Consider the following 22,332-nt stretch of genomic DNA (forward strand, 5'->3'; position numbering starts at 1 on the left):
GAAATAAGGGCGCTATTCTAATCCAAATATCTGTCTTTATGCGACCAATTTGAGGTTTTCTTCAGGAAGGCGACTATTGGCGAGAACAACATATTCAGCAGTAATGCGAACTTGTCTTTGACGTTGAATACGAGTCTTAATCTTTTGGCTATTACGGCGAGTTGACGCCAAGCTCCAGAAACGAGATTGATTCGTTTTCTTTTTAAGACGCATGCGGAGCGAGACAGAACGAGTAAGGCGCATTTTAATCCTCAAACTAGGTAAATCCTAGGCGGGTATTATATGTGATCTTCATCAAAAAGATATTTGCACTTGCTCGAATTATAATCAACCAGCAAAAATAGACATTCTTTTTTATCGTTTTAACTCGATATGTTGATCTAAAGGCTTATTTTTACCAATAAACTTTTAACAATTCGTTTACTTTGTACTCTTTCAGTTATTCAGCTGGTCTTTTATTAACCAGCTTATTTTAATCCATCATTTGGTTTGGCTGAAAGCATAACGCCGCTTTAACTTTTTCCTGGTAATTTAGGCCAGGCTAGCAGCCAAGGTGTCACCCATTCAGCTAACGCTTGTTTAACCTCTTCAGCCTGCCAAAGTTCACCATTATCGGGAACACAAATGAACTGCTGATTTTCACCTTTATAAGGGAAAGACAAAGCATAAGCATGAAGATACCCACGATCTGCTTCTTCATTTCCGTAGATTTCATCACCCGTGATCCCCGAACCGACACTTTTAAGTGCGACTCGAATTTGATGCGTTTTCCCTGTATGAGGTTTACATAAAAAACAGCGGCGTCCATTGCCTGCCGCTGTAGAGAAAAATTGCGTAATCGCTGGATTGTCTTTGGTCGAGTCGAGTTTCCAGCTACTACGACGAGAACGACTCATGTCACCAATCACAACACCTTGTTTTTTCTTTGGTTTTTTCGTACCAATAGCAAGGTAAAATTTTTCAACATCGCGCTTTGCAAAATTACCTGATAATTCTGCTGCCGCTTGACGATTGCGACCTAATAACAATAAACCTGATGTCATTTTATCTAAGCGATGGATCAAATAGAGTTTTTCATCACCCGTCTGCTTTGCCACTTCAGCAAGTAAAGGCTGATCGCCATCATCTTTATGGACACTCACCCCTGGGTGTTTATTAATAACCAAAAAATCAGGATGTTGATGAACAAGAGTGAACATAATTATTACCCAGAAAAAAAGAGAAAACATTAAAGGCGCGCAGTATATACCGATGCGCCAGCTTGATGCGATAGATATTCTTTAGGTCGCTTGAGGTTATGAAGTTAGCTCTGATGTAAAAAAGCCGCTCAAGTGAGCGGCTAAATATTGAATTGTATAGTCAGTGTTCTACTTAAACGCAATTAAGCAAAGAACACCATCAGCATCATAACTGGACACACAACACGTACATACCAAGGCCAGATCTTCCAGAATAAGCTTTGCTCTAATTCTGGGTAGCCTTCTTTTATTTCTTGAAGCACTTGGTCGCGCTTCCAAATCCAACCTACCAGTAGCGCAAAACACATGCCTAGTATTGGTTGTGCATATTCAGTGGTTAATGAAATCACCAGCCCAAACATATCACCAAAGTTATACACGATGATTGATGAGAAGATTGTAATTAGACCGCCAATCCACCATACCGCTACTTTACGATCTTGTTGTAGTTCTTCTGTCGCACAAGCAACAGGTACTTCAAGCATTGAAATTGACGATGTTAGTGCAGCGATAACCATCAATACAAAGAACAGAATACCAATGAATACACCACCCGTACCCATAGTCTCGAACATTGCAGGTAATACACTGAACACTAACGTATCAGAATCTAATAAAGCACCAGCATCGTTATAAATTTCGACACCGTTATGCTGTGCAACAAACATTGCAGGCAGAATCAACAAGCCAGCAATAAAGGCCACAGACGTATCAAGCAGTGCAACTTGGGCTGCTGTCTTTGGAATATTGGTATCTTTTCTCAGGTATGAACCGTATACCATCATTGAACATACACCCAATGATAAAGAGAAAAATGCCTGCCCCATCGCACTCACCACTAGACCTGAGCTGAAATGAGAGAAATCTGGCACTAGGAACATCTTCAAGCCTTCCATTGCCCCTTCTTGCGTTAAGATGTAACCCACCATCACGACAAAAAGAACCAGCAATACCGGCATTAAACGGGTAGACCAACGCTCAATACCGTTTGCGACACCATTACGTACTACCATAATGGTCATGATCATGAACACGATCATCAAAATGAGGTTACGACTGGTGCTGAATGATTCAAGCCAATTAGCAGCCGTTGTGAAGCCAATTGCTTCTAAGATGGGTCCTACTAAGAAACCAAATAACCAACCCGCAACAATGGCATAGAAGCTTAGAATCATTGATACCGCAATCATACCTGCTATGCCAAGCAATGCGGCTATACCACGCTGCTGAGGCCATATAGAGCGTAATGATTTGATCGGATTCGCATTGCCATAGCGACCAATGGTTAGCTCTGCCACTAACAATGGATAAGCTAAAGCAAACACCATAAGCAAATATACAAAAAGAAAAACAGCACCGCCATTACTGGCTGCTTGAGTGGGAAAACCCCAAATATTACCAAGACCAACCGCTGAACCGGCCGCTGCCAAGATGAACCCTATCCGTGAACTAAATTGCGCTCTTGAACTACTCGCCATATTACATCTCTAATTATGTGTGCTTACTATTTTCACTACAGCGTTAAATCAACACTGTAAACTATTGTGTACAGCATGATGTTATCCATCTACATACTGTTGGTAGCAAGTAGAACAGTTTAAGAATAGAATGTGAAGCCTGCTTTTCTATTTCTTGATCAACCACTGTTATTTCACTTCAAATTAGTACACATTGCATACATTTCAATCATTAATTGCTTTTTTATTTGGTTATATCACCCCTTTCTCAATATAAACCGCTCCGTATTATTTTCGTGCTGCACATATTCTTCTTGAATTAAACACGCTGAGGCCACTCTGAATTCTGCATCTTGAGGTATCTGGGCATATAACCTTGCGCATTATTTCTTAGACACACTTCTTTTATGCACCTAAAATCCATATAAAGTCTGGTCGCTCACAAAGGCTAGTCGGAAAGGCTATGTTTTACTCAAGAAAGAATGCAGAATAGGTTTTATAATTTATTCATTACTGTCTGATAAATCATTTATATGGAACAGTTTTATCAAGTTTTAGCTTGGGTCGGTGTTTTCCTTTACTGGCTAATTATTGCTGGTGTAACCATGCGCGTGGTATTCCAACGTCGTATTGTCGGCGTGTCTCTTGCTTGGTTAATGATAATTTTCATCATTCCTATTGGTGGGGTATTCGCCTACCTACTATTTGGCGAATTGAATTTAGGTAAGAAACGCGCAGAGCGTGCTCGCGACATGTTCCATCCATTTGCGGAATGGTTTCAGCGGCTCAATGATTGTCCTAGCCATCAACCTCAACTAATGAGTCAGAATGCGCGCCCTATTAGTGACTTGTGCGAGAAACGTCTTGGGGTGCCTGGTTTAGCGGGTAATACCCTCTCGTTACAAGATTCTCCCAAGCAAATTCTGCATTCAATTATTGACGATATTCAAGAAGCGAAAGAGTCTATCCATCTAGAGTTTTATATTTGGCACTCAGGCGGATTGGCAGACGCTGTTGGCGTTGCATTAATTCAAGCGGCAAAAAGAGGTCTATCCGTCCGGTTACTGCTTGATTCTGCGGGTAGTTCACGATTCTTCCGTTCACATTGGCCAAAGCTCATGCGCCAAGCAGGTATTGAAATAACTCAAGCTCTGGCCGTGTCTCCGCTACGTATGTTTTTTCGTCGGTTAGATTTACGTCAACATCGAAAAATTATCGTCATTGATAATACCATCGCATACACAGGTTCAATGAATTTAGTTGACCCCGCGTTTTTCAAAACAAATGCAGATGTAGGTCAGTGGGTTGACGTGATGGTGCGCTTAACCGGACCAACAGTTCCACTTCTCAATTGCATTCAAGCATGGGATTGGGAGGTCGAAACGGGGCAACGTTTCTTACCTGAATTACCAGCTTGTGGTATCGATACATCACCCGATACCATTGATACCGTTCAAGTGATCCCATCAGGCCCTGGCATGCCTGACGAAATTATTCACCAAGTGCTGTTATTAAGTATTTACCAAGCACAAAAAAGTGTTGTTATTACGACGCCATACTTCGTACCAAGCGAGCATCTACAGCATGCGCTAAAAGGCGCTGCCGAACGGGGGCTTGGCGTCCATATTGTGGTACCAGATAAAAATGATTCAACAATGGTTGAGTGGGCAAGCCGATCTTTTTTTGGAGAGTTATTACAAGCAGGCGTGAAAATTCATCGTTTTCATGGCGGGTTACTACACACTAAATCAGTGGTTATCGATGATACTCATTGCTTAATTGGTACTGTTAACCTTGATATGCGCAGTTTATGGCTCAACTTTGAAGTCACCTTGGCCGTTGATAATCTTGAATTTACCCAGCAACTGAGTTGGCTACAGCAAGAATATATTAAAAATTCAACGAGTATTGATAATAATGAATGGATAAAACGCCCAATGTTAAACAAATTGGGTGAACGATTCTTTTATATGTTTAGCCCATTACTTTAAACGAAAAATGTACGATTAAAGTAAAACCACCCAGATCATTAATAAACTCACTCAGCAGTGAGCAGTAAAATAGTCAAAAAAATACCACTTTCAATGTAGAGAACTGTCTACACTGTATAGGAATACTCGTCGCTATTCTGTAATAATCCACATGACATTGGATATTGTAATTCGAATGAGAGGTATATGGATGACCATGAAGCTATCGCTCCCCCCCCTATTAATAAGCTGTTTTTTTGCATTTTTACTATCTTCACCTTACGCCATAGCGCTCAGCACTGATATTACGCTTTCAGCACACCAAGCCAACGGCAAAAAAGTCGAACTTACAGTATCTTTAGAGCAGATAGAACAACTGCCACAAACAACAATTACCACCCAACTTCCTTGGATTAACGGTCAAGCGGCATTCAAAGGCGTGAAGCTCAGTACCTTACTAGAAATGCATAACATCAAGCCTTCGTTAATAAGGCTAAAAGCCTTAAACGACTATACAACAGAAGTTACTTGGCAAGAGATGCTGCAATACGAACCCATTATTGCGATAAAAAAAGATGAGCAGTATTTAAAAATCCGTGATTACGGGCCTTTCTGGCTAATTTTCCCTCTCGACCAATACGCCGAATTACAGCAAACGACTTACCTGGCTAAGATGATTTGGCAACTAGAAAGTATAAAGGTTGAATAAAGTGGAGCTACAAAGTCATTCTCCATTCATTAAATGGACCGTTCGTTTATTAAAAAAAGCACTTTATATCATTACGCCAATTTTAGTGGTTAGCATATTGATGACTGTTAGCTATTTAAAACAGACCTCAGAAGTGATATCTAAAAGTCAAAATGAAGCGATATGGTTCGTTTTACAACTAACAAAAGAATATTCTGAATTTATTTATCAACTCCAAAGTTACCAGCTTGGTACCAGTGATTACAACGATATGCTGATCCAATACGAAATTTTATGGAGTCGTTACAATTCCATAATAAATAATTCACTCGTCGAACACCTTGATCAATTTGAGGGTAGCATTACCGAAATAGACCATCATTTCACGTATATAAAGTCGATGGAAGATCAGCTTCTTCAACTACCAATAACCAAAAATGAAGCGAGTTTGTTGCACCTCTTTAAGAATGATTATGACGATTTACAAATCTACTTAAACCATAAATTTAGACTATCAAGTGATGATTTAGGTAATAAAATTAATGCTATTTCAACACTCGAAGTGATTTTTCGATATCTATTAATTTCAACAATTTTGACTGGCATGATTATCGCCTATCTTTTATTGCGTGAATCTCGCTACCATCACCGCCTAGCAATGTACGATTCACTCACAGGGATTAGAAACCGTCTGTGGTTAAATAAAAAACTAGATAAACTCGCCAAAAACAATCAGGCATTCAATTTCTATCTAATTGATTTAGACGGTTTTAAAAAAATAAACGATACACAAGGACATCATACTGGAGATGTATTCTTACGCAATATAGCTCGCCGCCTTCGACAATTAGAGCAACCACACTGTTTTAGTGCAAGAATGGGAGGCGATGAATTTGCTGTGATTGAATTAATTCAGCTAAATACTTCAGGCGCTACACCATCTCAATTACCAGACAAGCTTGTCAGTTTGCTTAATAGCTCAACCATGATTTCAGGCAAGTCACTGACCATCTCGGCCAGTATCGGGATCAGCCAATTTCCAACATTTGCTAAAAGTATCCCAGAAGTGCTGAAGCAAGCTGATTTTGCGATGTATGAAGTAAAGCAACAAGGTAAGAATGGGGCGGCATATTTCAAACCAATTCCAGCATCGGCAATTAAAAACACCCCATTATCTAACGTCAGTTAATGACGTCTCCCTTTATCTAGTCTGTCTATATCTCGTTCTTTCTCGTCCTCAAATAAAAAGGCTAGCCCATGTGGCTAGCCTTTTTTATCAGCCCATTTTAGGACTAGACAATTTTAGTATTAAACAATGTTGATTATTTCACTTTTAAACTAACGCTTAAAAGGCTCGGTTCGCATACCCAAGACCAAACTCACACACATTAGCAACAGTATAAACGTGAATGGTAGGGCTGTTGATATAACAGCAGCTTGCAGTGCCTGAACAGCCTCTGTTCCACCAATCCACAGAAGTGCTACCGCAACCGCCCCTTGTAAAGATGCCCAGAAAATACGCTGTGGGATAGGCACATCAACTTTGCCACCTGACGTAATACTGTCTATCACTAAAGAGCCAGAATCAGAAGAGGTTATAAAGAAAACCAACACCAATACGACAGCAATCATGGATAGAATAGAACCATATGGCATAACATCAAACATTTCGAACATAGCCAGTGAAACGTCTGTTAGACCTCTAGCACCAAGCTCGCCTACATTGTTGATGACTTGATCAATGGCTAAGCCACCAAACACTGACATCCAAATCAATGTAACACTGGTTGGAACAATAAGAACCGCTGTAATAAACTGGCGAATAGTACGACCTTTAGATACTCGCGCAATGAACATACCAACAAATGGAGACCATGAAATCCACCATGCCCAATAGAATACCGTCCAGCCTTGGAACCAAGCTTCGTCATTACGACCGTGTGGGTTACTTAAAGGAATAATGTTCTCGACATATGACATAAAAGTCGTAGAAATAGAGCTGAATGATACTGAGTACCCAACGACAGCGACTAGAACTAGCAATAAAAATGCAATAATCATATTGATATTACTGAGGATTTTAACGCCTCCATCAATACCACGAACAACAGACACAACGGCTAGTAACGTAACAACAGTAATGACGGCAATTTGCAATCCAATGCCAGCATCAATACCGAATACGTGATGAATACCACTAGCAGCTTGCTGTGCACCTAAACCTAATGAGGTAGCTAAACCAAATAAAGTCGCTAAAACAGCGAGAATATCGATACAGTGCCCAGCCCAACCCCAAGCTCGATCACCTAAAATTGGATAAAAAATAGAACGAAGGGAAAGCGGTAAACCCTTGTTGTAAGAAAAGAATGCTAATGATAGTGCGACAATACCGTAAATAGCCCATGGGTGAAGTCCCCAGTGGTACATAGTTGCGCCTAAAGCAAGCTTAGCGGCTTCAGGACTATTGGCTTCAACGCCCAGCGGGGTCTCATACCATCCAGTAAAGTAAGCAACAGGTTCTGCAACACTCCAGAACATCAAGCCGATTCCCATACCCGCAGCAAACAACATAGACAGCCACGACATAACAGAATAATCGGCAACGGCATCTTCACCGCCTAGTCGAATTTTTCCATAAGGAGAAACGATCAAACCTAAGCAAAATATTACAAAAATGTTACCAGCCCAGATAAATAGCCAATCGAACGAGCTAATAATCTGTAACTTTATACCATCTAAAGTACTTTTAGCTATGACTGGATCTAAAACCAATGCTGCAATTAGGAATAATGCAATCAGTCCAGCACTAATACCAAATACCGGATTATGAACATCAAATCCCCATTTTTGTACATTGTCTTGCCCAACAGTATAATCGGTACTATCTATACTGTATTTATCTATACCTTTTGTCATTTTCCCTCTCTAAAGGTAGCTTTAGTTGAGTTAAATCAGTATGAGAACGAAACAAACAAACGAGAAAAACAAAAAAATAACTTCGTGCTCATAGTAATATTAATTCAAAATATTGTGCCAATTCTATCAGCTACTTAATTAAAACACCAAAAACAATTAAGAACGAAGATAAATCAACCAAACCAGTCGCTTTTCGTTCAATTTTGATACGCACTCCAGCACCATCGTTTAGTACACTAATCTTTTCTACTCTTAATTAATTTTAAATAGATGTGAATATGTAAACAGACGCATCTGAAGGCGTGACGATAATTTGATCATCACCTCCCCAAATGCACCATCAATATTGATCAAAAATTACGGCATACCGTTAATTAATCGAGGCGATAGATTACATCGTCGTAATAGGAATATTGTTCTAAAAGATAAATATTACGGTAAGCTTTATGATGAAACTGAGCATTTTAATCACAAGAAGAATGCTATTTTAATAAAACACAGCATCTTCTTATGTTTGCAAATATTACAACCAAAAGTCTTCGATGGGTTTCTTAGCATCATAATGGTAGGCAATTTGCGCTTGCAGTAATTCAGCAGTGGCAATGGCATCTGTTAAAGCATGATGAGGGGTATATGCTGGCAAACCATACCTCTTACGCGCTTGTGCCAAACGTACCGACTGAGGTTTTTTGCCTTTAAGCGTGTTCCAAAAACCACCATTAAGTCGCTGCTGAATGTGAGCTTCTAGATCTAAGGTATCAATAACGGGAAACTCTATGCCCTCTTTGATTCGAGCTTTCAATGCTCGGTCGAGAAATTCCCTTTCTATTCGACGGTAATGCACGACGACGACACGTCCTGCCAATGCTGCAAGTACGGGCTCAATCACTTCAGATAAATCAGGTGCATCCAGAATGTCATTGTGAGTAATATTGTGAATAACGACAGACTGTTCATTCAACTTTTGACGTGGTCTAACAATCCAATGTTGTGCCCGATTAATGTATATACGATTAAGGGTAAAAGGCACTAAGCCAATAGTTATGATGCCATCTTTTTTAGCATTAAGACCTGTGGTTTCAAAGTCCATCGCCACAAATTCTATTTCATCTAAAGGTGTATCCCCTGCGACTAACGGAGCAGAATAAAACGCCTTAAGAAAAGGATGACTGGCTGAAGCCTGCTTGTTAGCATGCCGGGTAGCCCAATCTGTACTCGGTGTTTGAAAAAGTCGTTTCATCATCATACTACTTAAAGTTATTGCTTGCGGTATAACGGAACTTTAGAAAGTTCTGAGCGTTACTTAAGATCTGAAACGCATCTTTTAAATTACGTCGTTCAAAATCAGATAAGTTTTCTGGCTCAATATTATTATCAGGCTCATTCTCTTGTTCTACATCGACGGCTTGGTGACGAATGCGTACCATCGAAATGAATTCCATTGCGTCACGTAAATCTCGCCCTCGCCCTTTAGGTAAAATACCTGCATCTATAATGTCATCTAAACGTTCAAAAGAGTTTTTAGAACGAGAGCCAACCGCAAGAGCATGAACACGAATCAAATCTGCAAGAGGTGCTGTTCCCCGGCGCTTAAGGTTAATGGAATTATTGTGACGACCATCTTTTTCCATTACAAAGTCTTTAAAAAAACCCAGTGGCGGTGTGCGATTTAATGAATTACGGGCTAAACAAGCAAGGAAGCGGTTATTTTTACGCGCTCGACGAACAATAAATGCATTGAGTTGGTCGGCCCATTTAAGGTTGCCATACACACCATCAAGGTCAAAAAATATCGAGGTGTTTAACAAGGCCTTTGGGTTAGGATCTTCGATCCAATCAGCAAAGCAGGCTTCCCATGCACTACGCGTCATACGCCACATAGGGTTGGTTGCCATAATATCGCCAGTGCAATAATCATAGCCACATTTATCTAGCCCATCACACACTATTTTCGCCAGTGCTTCAAAATAACGACCATGCTTATTTTCATCATAGCTATCGTCTAAAATAATCGCATTGTCCTGATCGGTAACGATTAATTGCTCATCTCGCCCCATTGAACCTAATGCGATAAAACAAAAAGGAATAGGTGCAGGACCAAGTTCTTCTTCAGCTAGTTCAATAATACGTTGTGTGAAACTACGCCCAATTACGGACATCGCAGTACCCACCATGTGCGAGTTTGCATCTTCATTAACCAAGCGCACAAAACTATCTTTCACTTCGCTAGATACAACAGCAAGATCGTCAATGCTCTGTTGCTGGAAAAGATTACTAACCAATAATAAAGAGCTTTGTGATTCATAACGAACAATGTCTGTCGTTTCAATAATACCTATCGGTTTTTTATCTTTAAATATAGGAAGGTGGTGCACGTTAAAGCGAAGCATGATCAACATCGCTTCATACACGTAAGCATTATGATCTAAAGAAACGACTTCGCTGGTCATAACACTTGCTACTGTATCATTAGGGTCGATACCAGAAGCCAGTACTCGCGTGCATAAATCTCGGTCAGTAATAATGCCTATTACAGAGCTAGTATCGTTATAATTATCATCTAAAATATCAGGGTCGATGATCAATAAAGACGAAACACTTTCATCGGCCATCTTAATTGCAGCTTGCTGAATCGACTCCGATTTATAGACAAAAGGCGCATCACGAGTCAGTAAGCTTCTCACTTTTGATGTAGTGAGATCGTTTTGATCATCTTGATTTGAAATGGCTTGCCTTAGACGAGCATTATCTTCTACTTCAACAAAATCTGCGAACGTATCATGATTATTATACAACTCTTGAAAAACCGCCTCAGGAAGACAATAAACCAAGGTGTCGTCAATGGCTGTAACAGGAAAGCGAACACGATTATTGGTTAATAGCCCCATCTGTCCAAAGAGGCCACCTTGAGTAAGGCGGTTATATAATTTACCGTTTCGACGATAAACCTCTACAACCCCACTTCGTACCATGTAAAGATCTTGAATATGATCGCCCAAATGAATAACGGGCATATTTTGTCGAAAATAGGAAATCTCAACATGCTGGGTTACATAAGTTAAAACATCATCAGGAAGCTCGCTAAAAGGCGGGTATTGGGAAAGGAAGTTCTTTATTTCGAGTAGTTCGGCTTCCATTATGTCTTCCTTCTATACAATTTATATAAAGTTACCTGTCATATATTACACGATTTGATGCGGCTTAATAGAAACTAAATGGCACAATAAATAGCAGTAGTATTGCTTATGGCTGACCCAAAAAGTAAATATGGTTATCTACGCTATAAAAAAAAGCGATCATTAATGATCGCTTTTTTATTAGCACGAAGGCCTTACACTTAACTATCGAAACCTAATAGTTAACGCATAAGTCCTCATAGTAACTATTACATTGCAGCAGCAAAAATCTCAGAAATTTCTTCATGAGTTGCTTGCTTTGGATTAGTAAAACCACATGCATCTTTCAACGCATTATCAGCAAGTATTGAGATATCTTCATTCTTTGCGCCAAGATCTTTAAGGCCCGCTGGAATACCTACATCTTTCGATAGTACTTGAATGGCTTCTAATGCAGCATCTGCACCTTGTTCAGCCGTCATAGATTCAACATTCACACCCATGGCTTTTGCCACATCACGTAAACGCTCAGGACATACTTTAGCGTTATAGCGTTGAACGTGAGGTAAAAGAACCGCATTACACACACCATGTGGCAGGTCGTAAAAACCACCTAACTGGTGCGCCATTGCGTGTACGTAACCTAAAGAGGCATTGTTAAATGCCATGCCAGCCATGAATTGTGCGTAGGCCATTTGCTCACGCGCTTCAAGGTTTTGACCATCATTTACAGCGGTACGTAAGTGTGCCTGAATAAGCTCCATAGCTTTAATTGCTACAGCATCTGTAATCGGTGTTGCTGCCGTTGAAACGTATGCTTCAATAGCGTGTGTTAGCGCATCCATACCGGTTGCTGCGGTTAATGATGCAGGCTTTGCTAGCATCAATTCAGGATCATTAACTGACATTAATGGCGTTGTATTTTTATCAACAATTGCCATCTTAATGTGACGAGCTTCATCCGTAATAATACAGAAGCGTGTCATCTCTGATGCTGTACCAGCTGTCGTATTAATCGCAACAAGTGGTAACTGAGGTTTAGCACTCACATCAACCCCTTCATAATCAGAGATTGAACCGCCATTTGAAGCAACAAGCGCAACACCTTTCGCACAATCGTGCGGCGAGCCACCACCTAATGAAATAACAAAGTCACACTCATTGGCTTTTAATAGTGCTAAGCCCGCTTCAACATTGCCCATTGTTGGGTTAGGTTGTGTGCCATCAAAAACAACCGCTTCTACGTTACGTTCAGCCAGCAGATCAACCACTTGCTTAACCACGCCAATTTGGTTCAATACTTTATCTGTCACGATTAATGCTTTTTTGAAGCCATGTGCTTTAACCGCATCTGCCGCCTCAGTTAAACAACCAGCGCCCATTAAGTTTACCGAAGGGATAAAAAATGCACTGCTCATAATAATTCTCCATAATATTTAAAAACTAATTACGGTAATAATCTCTAACGTTATTTCGCTAAAGCACCACTAAATGTAATCAGTCTTGGTACGTTCATTTTATTGCGATGTACATCTCTCGCCGTCTGTTCTCTTTGTAACACCTTGTTGCCTTGTCGCAATTTGATCTTAAACAAATTCTTGTCGGGCATAATCAAGACGAAACAAAAATCATGACGGCGATCACCTTTATTCTTTTCAAATCATAAGGTTAACGTTCACGGCAGGAAACAGAGCCTTTCCAGGGGTGAACAACAGCCTGTTATTACGCATATTTCAATCAGTCTTAAATGCATTTATTGCAAGCATAAAAAAGCACTAATGTTTATTAGTGCTTAGGTTAAATATCTTATTTTAGGTCTTTAGAGTATCGCCATTAAGAAATACCCTTCAGCTACAACAATAACCAGTAGTACAAAAGAGACTACTTTCCAAAATGAGATGGGGTGGCGTTTTATTAACGGTGATTTATCATATTCAGCGACAATTTGAGGATTGGGGGATGTAAAATCCTGCTGCAATTCTGACATTGCTTGATAACGTAATTTTGGCGATGGTTGGCAGGCTTTTTTTAACGTAATATCAAGCCAAAATGGAATATCCTCACGATACTGACACGCCGAGATATAATGCCAATCTTGATGAGGTATAGACTGTATAACCCGAGAGGGTCGTGTGACATACGGTAATTTCCCCGTTAGCATTTCAAATAAAATCACTCCAATAGAAAAAATATCTGACTGATGCTGCGCCCTTTCTCCTGCCAAGTATTCTGGGGCAATATAATCAACCGAGCCCATGGGTACATCTTCAGATACTGGTGACGCAATTTCGTCTAAACCGTCAACCTGTACCGTACCAAAATCAATGATCACGATACGCCCATCTTTTGCCAGCATGATATTTTCAGGTTTAAGATCACGATGTACCATCTCCATTCGTTGAAACACACGAATAGCCTTTATCATTCCTTTGGCAATAATACGGACACTTTCAAAACTGGGTTTAGGGTTATCATACATCCATTGCCGTAAACTTTGTCCTTCAACATATTCACACAAATGGTACAAAAATGGAGAGCGGGTATTGTGATCATAAATCTTCATAATACTAGCGTTATTAAGCTGGCATCCCACCCAGTGCTCTCTGGTGAACCCTTCAAGATAAAGTAGATCTTCAGAAAAATTAGGAGAAGGGGCTTTTAATATATAATGAGCAGCCTCTGCGTTATCCTCAATCTTCTTGACTAAATACACATGGCTACGCGTACCACTGTGTATGACATCAACCACCTTGAGGTTATCAATGGTATTACCAACTTTGAGTATCGGCGGAATTACTTTTTCAGTGAGTTGGTTATAGGCCTCTTCGATATTCAAGCTAGGTACGTCAAGTACCTCTAACAATAAACAACTTAGATTATCATCACTTCCATTGGCTTGCGCTTGCGCTATGATCGCTTTGGCTTGTTGCTCTCTGTCTCTCTTCTCTTTTTTTCCTTCATAGATTAATGCTGTTATTTCATTATTCGTGAGCCATTCATGTACACCATCAGTGGAGAGAAAAAAGATATCTCCTTTTTCAATAGGTTCTTGTAGGTAGTCCACCTCTAAGTGACTATCCATACCTAACGCCCGTGTAAGAAAGCTATTTCTTCCTTTTTGCTTACGGCAATGATCGCGAGTTAACAGGGTTAATTTCCCCTGCCGATAGCGATAAATTCGGCTATCGCCCACATGAATAAGGTGCGCGGTATTCGATTTTAAAACAACGCCACTAAACGTTGTAACCAAGCCATTATGCCGCAAGTCACTGTACTGACCATGTTGATACAGCCATTGATTCAATGACGTTAATACGGTCGAAGCTGATTTCTTCACATTCCAACTATCAGGCGTACTGTAATATTCATCAATAAATTGAGTAACGCTGGTTTGGCTGGCTTGTTGCGCATTTTCACTGCAGCTAACGCCATCGGCAATACATGCCACAATGCCTTTATATTTCACGATATTATTACTGCTCGGCAGCTTAACTGAAAAGGCATCTTGATTAATGGCTCGTACACCCGCAATTGAATAGCCGCCCATCGCAACGTGCAATCTATTTTCAACGTTTTTGTTTGATGACAACAACATTGATTTTTGCTGTTTAGGCGGTGTGTTTTGTTTTACTTCACCCCGATTCAAAGCATTGTTGCTAACACACTCTTTGGCTGAATGCGTACTCGATGAAGCTTGAGTCATAACGCCCCCCTTTCTAACTATGTTCTTTACAAAGCAGTAGGTTTAGCGAATGAGCTGAAGTGGTTAAACTAACCATGCAATATAGTCATTTAACCCCCTTCATTTTTCGTTTCACTTCACTCACTATTTTTCTATGAAACCAACAGTAGGCTTATCAAGGATGGTATTAATTATTGGCAACATCAATTAACGTTACGCTTCCATCGTCATTAACTTCTGCAATCTGACCTGATGGCTCTTCCATAAACAACAAGGTAATAAAGCCCAATACCGCTGTACCAGCAATCACTAAGAAGAATGTGCTGTAATCAACTAACGATAATACTGTGAGATAACACACTGCACCAACATTGCCATAAGCCCCTGTCATGCCAGCAATCTGCCCTGTCATACGACGTTTTATTAACGGCACTGTCGCAAACACAGCCCCTTCTCCTGATTGAACAAAGAAAGAACATGCCATTGCTACCACTACAGCCAACCATAACGGCCATTCACTGTTTACTTGCCCCATGAAAAAATACCCTACGGCTAAGCCCGCAGTTAGAATCAATAACGTTGGTTTACGACCAAATTTATCTGATAACCATCCACCACCAGGACGCGACATAAGGTTCATAAACGCATACGCTGAAGCAACCATTCCCGCCATTACAGGTGTAAGTTCAAACGTTTCAGAAAAGAAAAGAGGCAACATTGAAATAACGGCAAGTTCTGAACCAAACGTAGCAAAATAAAGAATATTCAGCACCACGACTTGTTTAAATTTGTATTGATGAATCTCTGGTACTGGCTCAGAAAATATCGACTTATTCAGCTTCCAGGTTTGCCATACTTCATATAAATACAACACTGATAGTCCAATATAAATACTGTTAACTATAGTGTCAGATAGCATCGCTATACCTGTCGGCGATAGCTTCCAAGCTAATAACGCCAATGCACCGTACATTGGAATTTTCATCAACAATAATAAGAAAAAGTCCCCTGTTGATGTCACTTCCATTGCACCTAAATTCTTAGGACGGAAATACGTTGAGCCCTTAGGGGTATCGGTAACATTGGCATAAAAGACAAAAGAGAACAGTAAGCTCATTACACCGGTAATTGCCATTGCATAGCGCCAACCATCTTCACCGCCAAGCATCACTGCAACTGTGGGTAGCGTAAATGCCGCGGCTGCCGAACCAAAATTACCCCAACCGCCATAAATCCCTTCTGCAGTCCCTAATTCATTATGTGGGAACCATTCAGAAACCAAACGAATACCCACCACAAAACCAGCGCCAATAAAGCCAAGTGCAAAACGTGAAATGGCCGCTTGAATAAACGTTTCAGACAATGCGAACGCAAAACAAGGAATTGAACAAATGGCGAGCAATGCCGAATAAACAATACGAGGGCCATATTTGTCAGTCAGCATCCCAATAACCACACGTGCAGGAATAGTAAATGCCACATTTAAAATAAGCAGTGTTTTGATTTCTGCGGTTGTTAAACCGAGCGACTCTTTAACGGATTGTAAAAATGGTGCCAAGTTAAACCACACCATAAATGTAATGAAAAAAGCAAACCAGCTAAGATGAAGTATTTTCATCTTGCCAGTAAATGAAAACAAATTAAATTTATCCTTATTACCCATACAAAGATCCCTCTATTTATCAATAACATCTCTCCTTATAACAAAGCACATTACGTGCCACGTTAACAAATAGGAATATTCATTTTTAAACAATAGGTTAACGTATCACTCTGTAACTAATCGTCAATTAACGCCCTTTAGTTGGGCAACCAACTAAAAACATGCACTAATAGTACACACATGAGCTTTAATCAAGATAAAATCTTAAATTAAGAGTGAAATTTAAACAAAAAAATAGAGGCTAAAAGCCTCCATAATTTAAAATACCACGCATAGAAACAAATATAAGCGTTTGATTTAAAACACTACGCTAAAAACTGCAACTGAATCTCACCATTATTTATCCGTATAGGATACGTCTTTAATGTATATTCTGGTGATTCTAAGCACGTTCCAGTCTTAAGGTTAAAATGTTGTTTATAAAGTGGTGATGCTACGACAACTTCATCGCCAATAGAGCCGACAATACCGCGCGATAAAACATTCGCATCGCCGATTGGATCAAAATTCGATAATGCATATAGGCTCTGATTACCACCACAATAAAAAATAGCCACTTGTTCATCATCAAATAATGCGCACAATCCGGTATCGGGAATTAAATCATCTTGGTGACAAATTGTTTTCCAATCACTCATTTTATATTTTCCTTTTCAGCTATTAATGAAGATATATACCCAAGTCACCTCAAGGTGCAGGATTCAGAATGAATGACCTAATCAGTCACTTCTACAATATCAATGCGTTCAGATTTTGTTGCAGGGCGACGCTGCTCTCGCTCTGTTACATAAGAGAGCTTATTATCAGGATCAGAACTATTAATAAAATGCTGGAAACGTTTGAGTTTTTCAGATGACTCAATGGTTGTTTTCCATTCACATTGATAGTTTTGAATATTACGCGCCATTTCGTTTTCAAGCTCTTCTGCTAGCCCTAATTTATCATCTATAATGACTTCTTTAAGGTAATCGAGCCCGCCGTCTATGTTCTCTAGCCATACCGATGTTCGCTGTAATCGATCGGCTGTGCGAATATAAAACATCAAGAATCGGTCAACATATTGCTGCAAGGTTTTATCATCTAAATCTGATGCAAAAAGATCAGCATGACGCGGGCGCATACCACCATTTCCGCACACATAAAGGTTCCAGCCATTTTCTGTCGCGATGATACCGACATCTTTCGACTGTGCTTCTGCGCATTCACGGGTACAACCTGAGACACCAAACTTGATCTTATGCGGAGCACGTAATCCTTTGTAACGGTTTTCAATTTCTATCGCAAAACCCACACTGTCTTTCACCCCATAACGACACCATGTGCTACCAACACACGATTTCACGGTACGCAGCGATTTGCCGTAGGCATGACCGGTTTCAAAACCCACATCAATTAGTTTTTTCCAAATACTCGGAAGTTCATGTAATTGTGCACCAAATAAGTCAATGCGTTGTCCGCCCGTTATTTTGGTATAAAGATTAAACTCTTGCGCTACCTGCCCTAATACAATTAATTTCTCTGGCGTTATCTCACCACCAGCAATACGTGGGACAACAGAATAAGTGCCATCTTTTTGCATGTTGCCAAGAAATATATCGTTAGTATCTTGCAGCCCAATATGTTGGTCATCTAATACATAATCATTCCAAAATGAGGCTAGAATCGATCCCACAGTTGGCTTACAAACTTCACAACCAAGCCCTTCACCGTGACTCGTTAACAATTCATCAAATGTCTTAATTTCCTTAATGCGAATAATGTCAGCCAGTTCTTTACGCGAATAAGCAAAGTGCTCACAAATGTCATTTTTCACCTCAAAACCAAGGCTCGCTAATTCAGCATCTAACACTTGTTTTGCCAACCCAGTACAGCCACCACAACCTGACGACGCTTTGGTTGTGCCTTTAATACTCGCCATATCGGTACAACCATTGGCGACAGCCTCTTTAATCTGCCCTTTGGTTACATCGAAACATGAGCATACTTGTGCTGAATCTGGCAAGGCATCAACACCAAAGCCTGTACTTGCTTCGCCATCAACCGCTGGCAATATTAATGCTGCTGGGTTTTCTGGCAATTCCATATCATTGAGCATCATTTGCAGCAACGTACCGTAGGCATCAACGTCACCAACTAATACTGCACCTAATATCTTTTTACCGTCTTCCGATACAATCAGACGTTTGTATATTTGCTCGACTTCATCATTAAAGGTGTAAGATTGCGCACCTGCAGTTTGCCCATGCGCATCACCGATACTGGCAACATCTACCCCCAGCAGCTTCAACTTGGTGCTCATATCTGCACCTGTAAATGCCCCCGTACCACCACTGATATGTGAAACCGCCGCTTTCGCCATGCTGTAACCTGGTGCGACTAAACCAAAGATTCGTCCTTGCCAAAGCGCACACTCACCAACGGCATAAACATTGTCGACACTCGTTTGGCAGTTATCGTTAATCACGATTCCGCCACGTTCACCCACCTCTAGGCCATATTGACGTGCTAATTCATCTTGAGGGCGAATACCCGCAGAAAATACAATCATATCGGTTTCAAGAAAGCTGCCATCTGCAAAATTCATGCGGTAGCGACACGTTTCACCCGCCACAATTTCTGTGGTCGCTTTTTCGGTATGTACCTGAACATCGAGCTGCTCAATTTTTCGTTGCAGTAATCGCGCACCACCATCATCTAATTGCACCGCCATCAAGCGCGGAGCAAACTCAACAACATGGGTTTCAACGCCTAGGTGCTTCAGTGCATTTGCCGCTTCTAGCCCCAGCAAACCACCACCAATCACCACACCAACTTGACTGTCTTTACCTGATTTTGTAATCGCCTCAAGATCTTCAATGGTGCGATATACCAAGCAATGCGGCTGATCATTCCCAGGGATAGGAGGTACAAAAGGATATGAACCGGTTGCCAGAATTAACTTATCGTAGGGTTCTTGGCGCCCACTTTCGGTAACCACGTGATTGTTTACTGTATCTAACGCAACAACTTTATCGCTCAATACAAAGTTAACGCCGTGTTGTTGGTAATACCCTTCATCAGTTAATGCCAATTCATCTGCTGTTGTTCCTGAAAAATAGGCACTCAACTTTACGCGATCATAGGCGAGTCGTGCTTCTTCAGAAAAAGTAACAATATCAAATTTATCTGCACTGGCATCCTGCACTAATGTATCGATAAACTTGTGTCCAACCATCCCGTTTCCAACCACAACAATACGCTGCTTATCCATGTTGTATCCTCTTTATTTTTCTAATAATGCTTTAAATAAATCTGCGGATTACGCCATCAGACGTTCAGCTTTCTGGTTATCCAAGCTCGCAAACCATTGAAGTTGATCCGCCAGATCCACGACTTTGCCAATCACAATTAATGCAGGGGATTTCACATCATGTTCTGTGACTAATTCAGCGAGTTGGTTCAGCTTACCGCGTACTACACGTTGCTTTGGGCAGCATCCATTTTCGATCAAGGCGGCTGGCGTATTGCTATCTAAACCTGATTTTATGAGCTCTTCGGCAATCAAACTTGCCTTGCTCAGCCCCATATAAAACACCAAGGTGTGATCAAGCTGCGCTAAGCTGTCCCAACGAATATCGAGTTCTTTCTCTGCATGTGCTGTCACAAACGTACAACCTTGAGACAAACCGCGATGAGTCAATGGAATACCCGCATAACTGGTGCACCCAGCAGCAGCAGTAATACCGGGAACAAGTTCCACTTCGATATCTTCTTGCATTAAACGCAGCATTTCTTCACCGCCACGCCCAAACACAAACGCATCGCCTCCTTTAAGGCGACAGATATTTAAACCTTGCTGAGCTTTGGTCACGAGAAGATCATTTATTTCAGCTTGAGGTACGCTATGACGATCTTTGGCCTTTCCCACATACAATGCAGGGGTTGAAGGAGGGAATAGCTGACAGATCTCTTTGCTCACCAAGCGATCAAACAAGATCAGATCTGCCTGCTGAATAACCCTTAGGGCTTTTAAGGTAAGTAAATCAGGATCTCCCGGACCAGCACCCACTAAAGTGACTTTCCCTGAAAACGGGCTTTCTTTAGCAGTAGCTGCCGCAAAGTTAACAATGCTATTTGTAGGGGCTTCATTCGACATAACTCAATTCCTCTTACGCTTCCATGCTCGCTATGAATTGAGCTACAGCAAAGAGAGTGCCAGTAGTTAGCCTTTACATTCCAAATAAAAATAAAACCATTAAATTTCAATTAATTAAAGTTAAGGCAAAACTATAATCACGTATAAAGTTCTTTTTTATCACGCATCAATTTCTTTGAAATAAGGAGCTATTGCACAAAATAAGTGCACGAGACACCAGAATAAAGCATCGATTTTTGATGTGTTAACCCTTAAGTGGTAGTTGAAAATATTGCCTAATGCGCATTTCATAACATATCAATCCGCAACCAATTGTTAAGTAAGAATTAATACTTTCTTTCGCATAAGTTTTAGCACTTATCTCAAACTGGCGTAGTTATTGCTCAGTCTCTTATATAACCAGAAAGAGAAAGCTGAACAGGCTAAGGAGAAGGATTGTGGCAATAGATAAAGTCACCCCTTGGGTTAAAAGTACCTGTGCATATTGTGGCGTAGGTTGTGGCATTGAAGCGAAGCCTACTGCAAGCGGTCAACTCGATATCCGAGGCGATGCTGATCACCCAGCAAACTATGGGCGTTTATGTTCAAAAGGACTCGCGCTTGGCGAAACAGTTACGCATGAAGGACGCCTACAGTACCCATCAATCAATGGTCATCAAGTTGATTGGAACAGTGCGATTAAGCACGTGGCAACACAGTTTTCTGACATTATTGAACAGCATGGAAAAGAGGCGGTTGCCTTTTATGTCTCAGGGCAGCTGTTAACTGAAGATTATTATGTCGCGAATAAATTGATGAAAGGCTTTATTGGCACTGGCAATATCGATACCAATTCACGCCTTTGTATGTCATCCAGCGTTGCAGGGCATAAACGGGCATTTGGTTCTGACACCGTACCGGGCTGCTATGAAGATCTTGAACTTGCCGATATGATCATTATTACAGGATCAAACCTTGCGTGGTGCCATCCTGTTTTATACCAGCGTATTAAAGCCGAAAAACAACGCCGCCCTAGCCTTCAGGTGATCGTTATCGATCCAAGAAAAACAGATACCTGTGAAATAGCCAATCAGCACTTGGCATTAAAAGCGGGGTCTGATGTGGCTTTGTTTAACGGTTTACTCAGCTATCTTAACCAGCACCACCAGCTGAATAACGCGTATATCAACGCACATACCGAAGGTTTCGAACAGGCAGTAGAGCGTGCAAATAAAGATGCTGGCGATATTGCAACGGTTGCCGCTAAAACGGGTTTATCGATTGAGCAGTTAAATACTTTTTATCGTTTGTACGCCAAGAATGAAAAGGTCGTCACCCTATACTCACAGGGGGTCAATCAATCTATTCAAGGCACAGATAAAGTAAACAGTATTCTAAACTGTCACCTTGCGATGGGGCGGATAGGAAAACCGGGATCGGGACCGTTTTCTGTTACAGGCCAGCCTAACGCGATGGGTGGGCGTGAGG

General features: G+C 40.8%; 16 protein-coding genes. 4 read left to right on the forward strand and 12 right to left on the reverse strand.

The genetic code is table 11. From position 1 onward, the window contains the following. Positions 1-36: 36 nt before the first annotated feature. From C9J12_RS11565 to C9J12_RS11575, 3 genes are all read right to left on the reverse strand, one after another. Complete coding sequence (locus C9J12_RS11565) at positions 37-243, reverse strand: hypothetical protein (RefSeq protein ID WP_006233112.1); 207 nt, start codon at positions 241-243, stop codon at positions 37-39. 269 nt (positions 244-512) lie between these two features. Next, entirely contained in the window at positions 513-1,199 is a 687-nt protein-coding gene (locus C9J12_RS11570) for a TIGR01621 family pseudouridine synthase (protein ID WP_107242853.1), read from the reverse strand. Positions 1,200-1,381: 182 nt separating this feature from the next. Further along, positions 1,382-2,716, reverse strand: coding sequence for a sodium-dependent transporter (locus C9J12_RS11575; RefSeq protein WP_107242854.1), 1,335 nt, complete (start codon positions 2,714-2,716; stop codon positions 1,382-1,384). Positions 2,717-3,228: 512 nt separating this feature from the next. Between C9J12_RS11575 and cls the strand changes: the two genes are divergently transcribed. The 3 genes from cls to C9J12_RS11590 all read left to right on the forward strand — a co-directional run bounded on the left by cls (position 3,229) and on the right by C9J12_RS11590 (position 6,542). Continuing rightward, complete coding sequence (gene cls / locus C9J12_RS11580) at positions 3,229-4,686, forward strand: cardiolipin synthase (protein WP_107242855.1); 1,458 nt, start codon at positions 3,229-3,231, stop codon at positions 4,684-4,686. Between the two features lie 190 nt (positions 4,687-4,876). Next, positions 4,877-5,374, forward strand: coding sequence for an oxidoreductase (locus tag C9J12_RS11585; protein ID WP_107242856.1), 498 nt, complete (start codon positions 4,877-4,879; stop codon positions 5,372-5,374). 1 nt (position 5,375) lies between these two features. Next, complete coding sequence (locus tag C9J12_RS11590) at positions 5,376-6,542, forward strand: GGDEF domain-containing protein (RefSeq protein WP_107242857.1); 1,167 nt, start codon at positions 5,376-5,378, stop codon at positions 6,540-6,542. Positions 6,543-6,691: 149 nt separating this feature from the next. On the opposite strand, the gene C9J12_RS11595 is transcribed toward C9J12_RS11590, so the two are convergent. The 9 genes from C9J12_RS11595 to cobA form a co-directional block, all read right to left on the reverse strand. Continuing rightward, positions 6,692-8,269 (reverse strand): BCCT family transporter, encoded by a 1,578-nt coding sequence (locus C9J12_RS11595; protein WP_107242858.1) that lies wholly within the window; start codon positions 8,267-8,269, stop codon positions 6,692-6,694. Between the two features lie 523 nt (positions 8,270-8,792). Further along, positions 8,793-9,509 carry a 3'-5' exonuclease gene (locus tag C9J12_RS11600; protein ID WP_107242871.1) on the reverse strand — a complete coding sequence of 239 codons (717 nt, stop codon included), beginning with the start codon at positions 9,507-9,509 and terminating at the stop codon, positions 8,793-8,795. Between the two features lie 7 nt (positions 9,510-9,516). Then, the gene (locus tag C9J12_RS11605; RefSeq protein ID WP_107242859.1) at positions 9,517-11,406 is read right to left on the reverse strand and encodes a DUF294 nucleotidyltransferase-like domain-containing protein; all 1,890 of its coding nucleotides are present in this window, start codon (positions 11,404-11,406) and stop codon (positions 9,517-9,519) included. Between the two features lie 248 nt (positions 11,407-11,654). Then, complete coding sequence (yiaY, locus tag C9J12_RS11610; RefSeq protein WP_011219184.1) at positions 11,655-12,803, reverse strand: L-threonine dehydrogenase; 1,149 nt, start codon at positions 12,801-12,803, stop codon at positions 11,655-11,657. A gap of 401 nt (positions 12,804-13,204) precedes the next feature. Beyond that, positions 13,205-15,088 (reverse strand): bifunctional protein-serine/threonine kinase/phosphatase, encoded by a 1,884-nt coding sequence (locus C9J12_RS11615; protein WP_107242860.1) that lies wholly within the window; start codon positions 15,086-15,088, stop codon positions 13,205-13,207. 166 nt (positions 15,089-15,254) lie between these two features. Continuing rightward, the gene (locus tag C9J12_RS11620; RefSeq protein WP_107242861.1) at positions 15,255-16,730 is read right to left on the reverse strand and encodes a NarK family nitrate/nitrite MFS transporter; all 1,476 of its coding nucleotides are present in this window, start codon (positions 16,728-16,730) and stop codon (positions 15,255-15,257) included. 305 nt (positions 16,731-17,035) lie between these two features. Beyond that, entirely contained in the window at positions 17,036-17,368 is a 333-nt protein-coding gene (gene nirD / locus C9J12_RS11625; protein WP_107242862.1) for a nitrite reductase small subunit NirD, read from the reverse strand. 77 nt (positions 17,369-17,445) lie between these two features. Further along, positions 17,446-19,980: a nitrite reductase large subunit NirB gene (gene nirB / locus C9J12_RS11630; RefSeq protein WP_107242863.1), complete on the reverse strand. Its 2,535-nt coding sequence runs from the start codon at positions 19,978-19,980 to the stop codon at positions 17,446-17,448. Between the two features lie 48 nt (positions 19,981-20,028). Continuing rightward, complete coding sequence (gene cobA, locus C9J12_RS11635) at positions 20,029-20,865, reverse strand: uroporphyrinogen-III C-methyltransferase (protein ID WP_107242864.1); 837 nt, start codon at positions 20,863-20,865, stop codon at positions 20,029-20,031. Between the two features lie 437 nt (positions 20,866-21,302). On the opposite strand from cobA, the gene C9J12_RS11640 reads away from it, so the two are divergent. Continuing rightward, the coding region (locus tag C9J12_RS11640; RefSeq protein WP_146150083.1) for a molybdopterin-dependent oxidoreductase at positions 21,303-22,332 on the forward strand (1,030 nt) is incomplete at its 3' end.

The organism is Photobacterium frigidiphilum (genome assembly GCF_003025615.1).
Lineage (GTDB): Bacteria > Pseudomonadota > Gammaproteobacteria > Enterobacterales > Vibrionaceae > Photobacterium > Photobacterium frigidiphilum.

Coding starts and splice junctions, on each gene's coding strand:
- C9J12_RS11565 (WP_006233112.1), bottom strand. CDS start 243: ATGCGCCTTACTCGTTCTGTCTCGCTCCGCATGCGTCTTAAAAAGAAA.
- C9J12_RS11570 (WP_107242853.1), bottom strand. CDS start 1,199: ATGTTCACTCTTGTTCATCAACATCCTGATTTTTTGGTTATTAATAAA.
- C9J12_RS11575 (WP_107242854.1), bottom strand. CDS start 2,716: ATGGCGAGTAGTTCAAGAGCGCAATTTAGTTCACGGATAGGGTTCATC.
- cls (WP_107242855.1), top strand. CDS start 3,229: ATGGAACAGTTTTATCAAGTTTTAGCTTGGGTCGGTGTTTTCCTTTAC.
- C9J12_RS11585 (WP_107242856.1), top strand. CDS start 4,877: ATGACCATGAAGCTATCGCTCCCCCCCCTATTAATAAGCTGTTTTTTT.
- C9J12_RS11595 (WP_107242858.1), bottom strand. CDS start 8,269: ATGACAAAAGGTATAGATAAATACAGTATAGATAGTACCGATTATACT.
- C9J12_RS11600 (WP_107242871.1), bottom strand. CDS start 9,509: ATGAAACGACTTTTTCAAACACCGAGTACAGATTGGGCTACCCGGCAT.
- C9J12_RS11605 (WP_107242859.1), bottom strand. CDS start 11,406: ATGGAAGCCGAACTACTCGAAATAAAGAACTTCCTTTCCCAATACCCG.
- yiaY (WP_011219184.1), bottom strand. CDS start 12,803: ATGAGCAGTGCATTTTTTATCCCTTCGGTAAACTTAATGGGCGCTGGT.
- C9J12_RS11615 (WP_107242860.1), bottom strand. CDS start 15,088: ATGACTCAAGCTTCATCGAGTACGCATTCAGCCAAAGAGTGTGTTAGC.
- C9J12_RS11620 (WP_107242861.1), bottom strand. CDS start 16,730: ATGGGTAATAAGGATAAATTTAATTTGTTTTCATTTACTGGCAAGATG.
- nirD (WP_107242862.1), bottom strand. CDS start 17,368: ATGAGTGATTGGAAAACAATTTGTCACCAAGATGATTTAATTCCCGAT.
- nirB (WP_107242863.1), bottom strand. CDS start 19,980: ATGGATAAGCAGCGTATTGTTGTGGTTGGAAACGGGATGGTTGGACAC.
- cobA (WP_107242864.1), bottom strand. CDS start 20,865: ATGTCGAATGAAGCCCCTACAAATAGCATTGTTAACTTTGCGGCAGCT.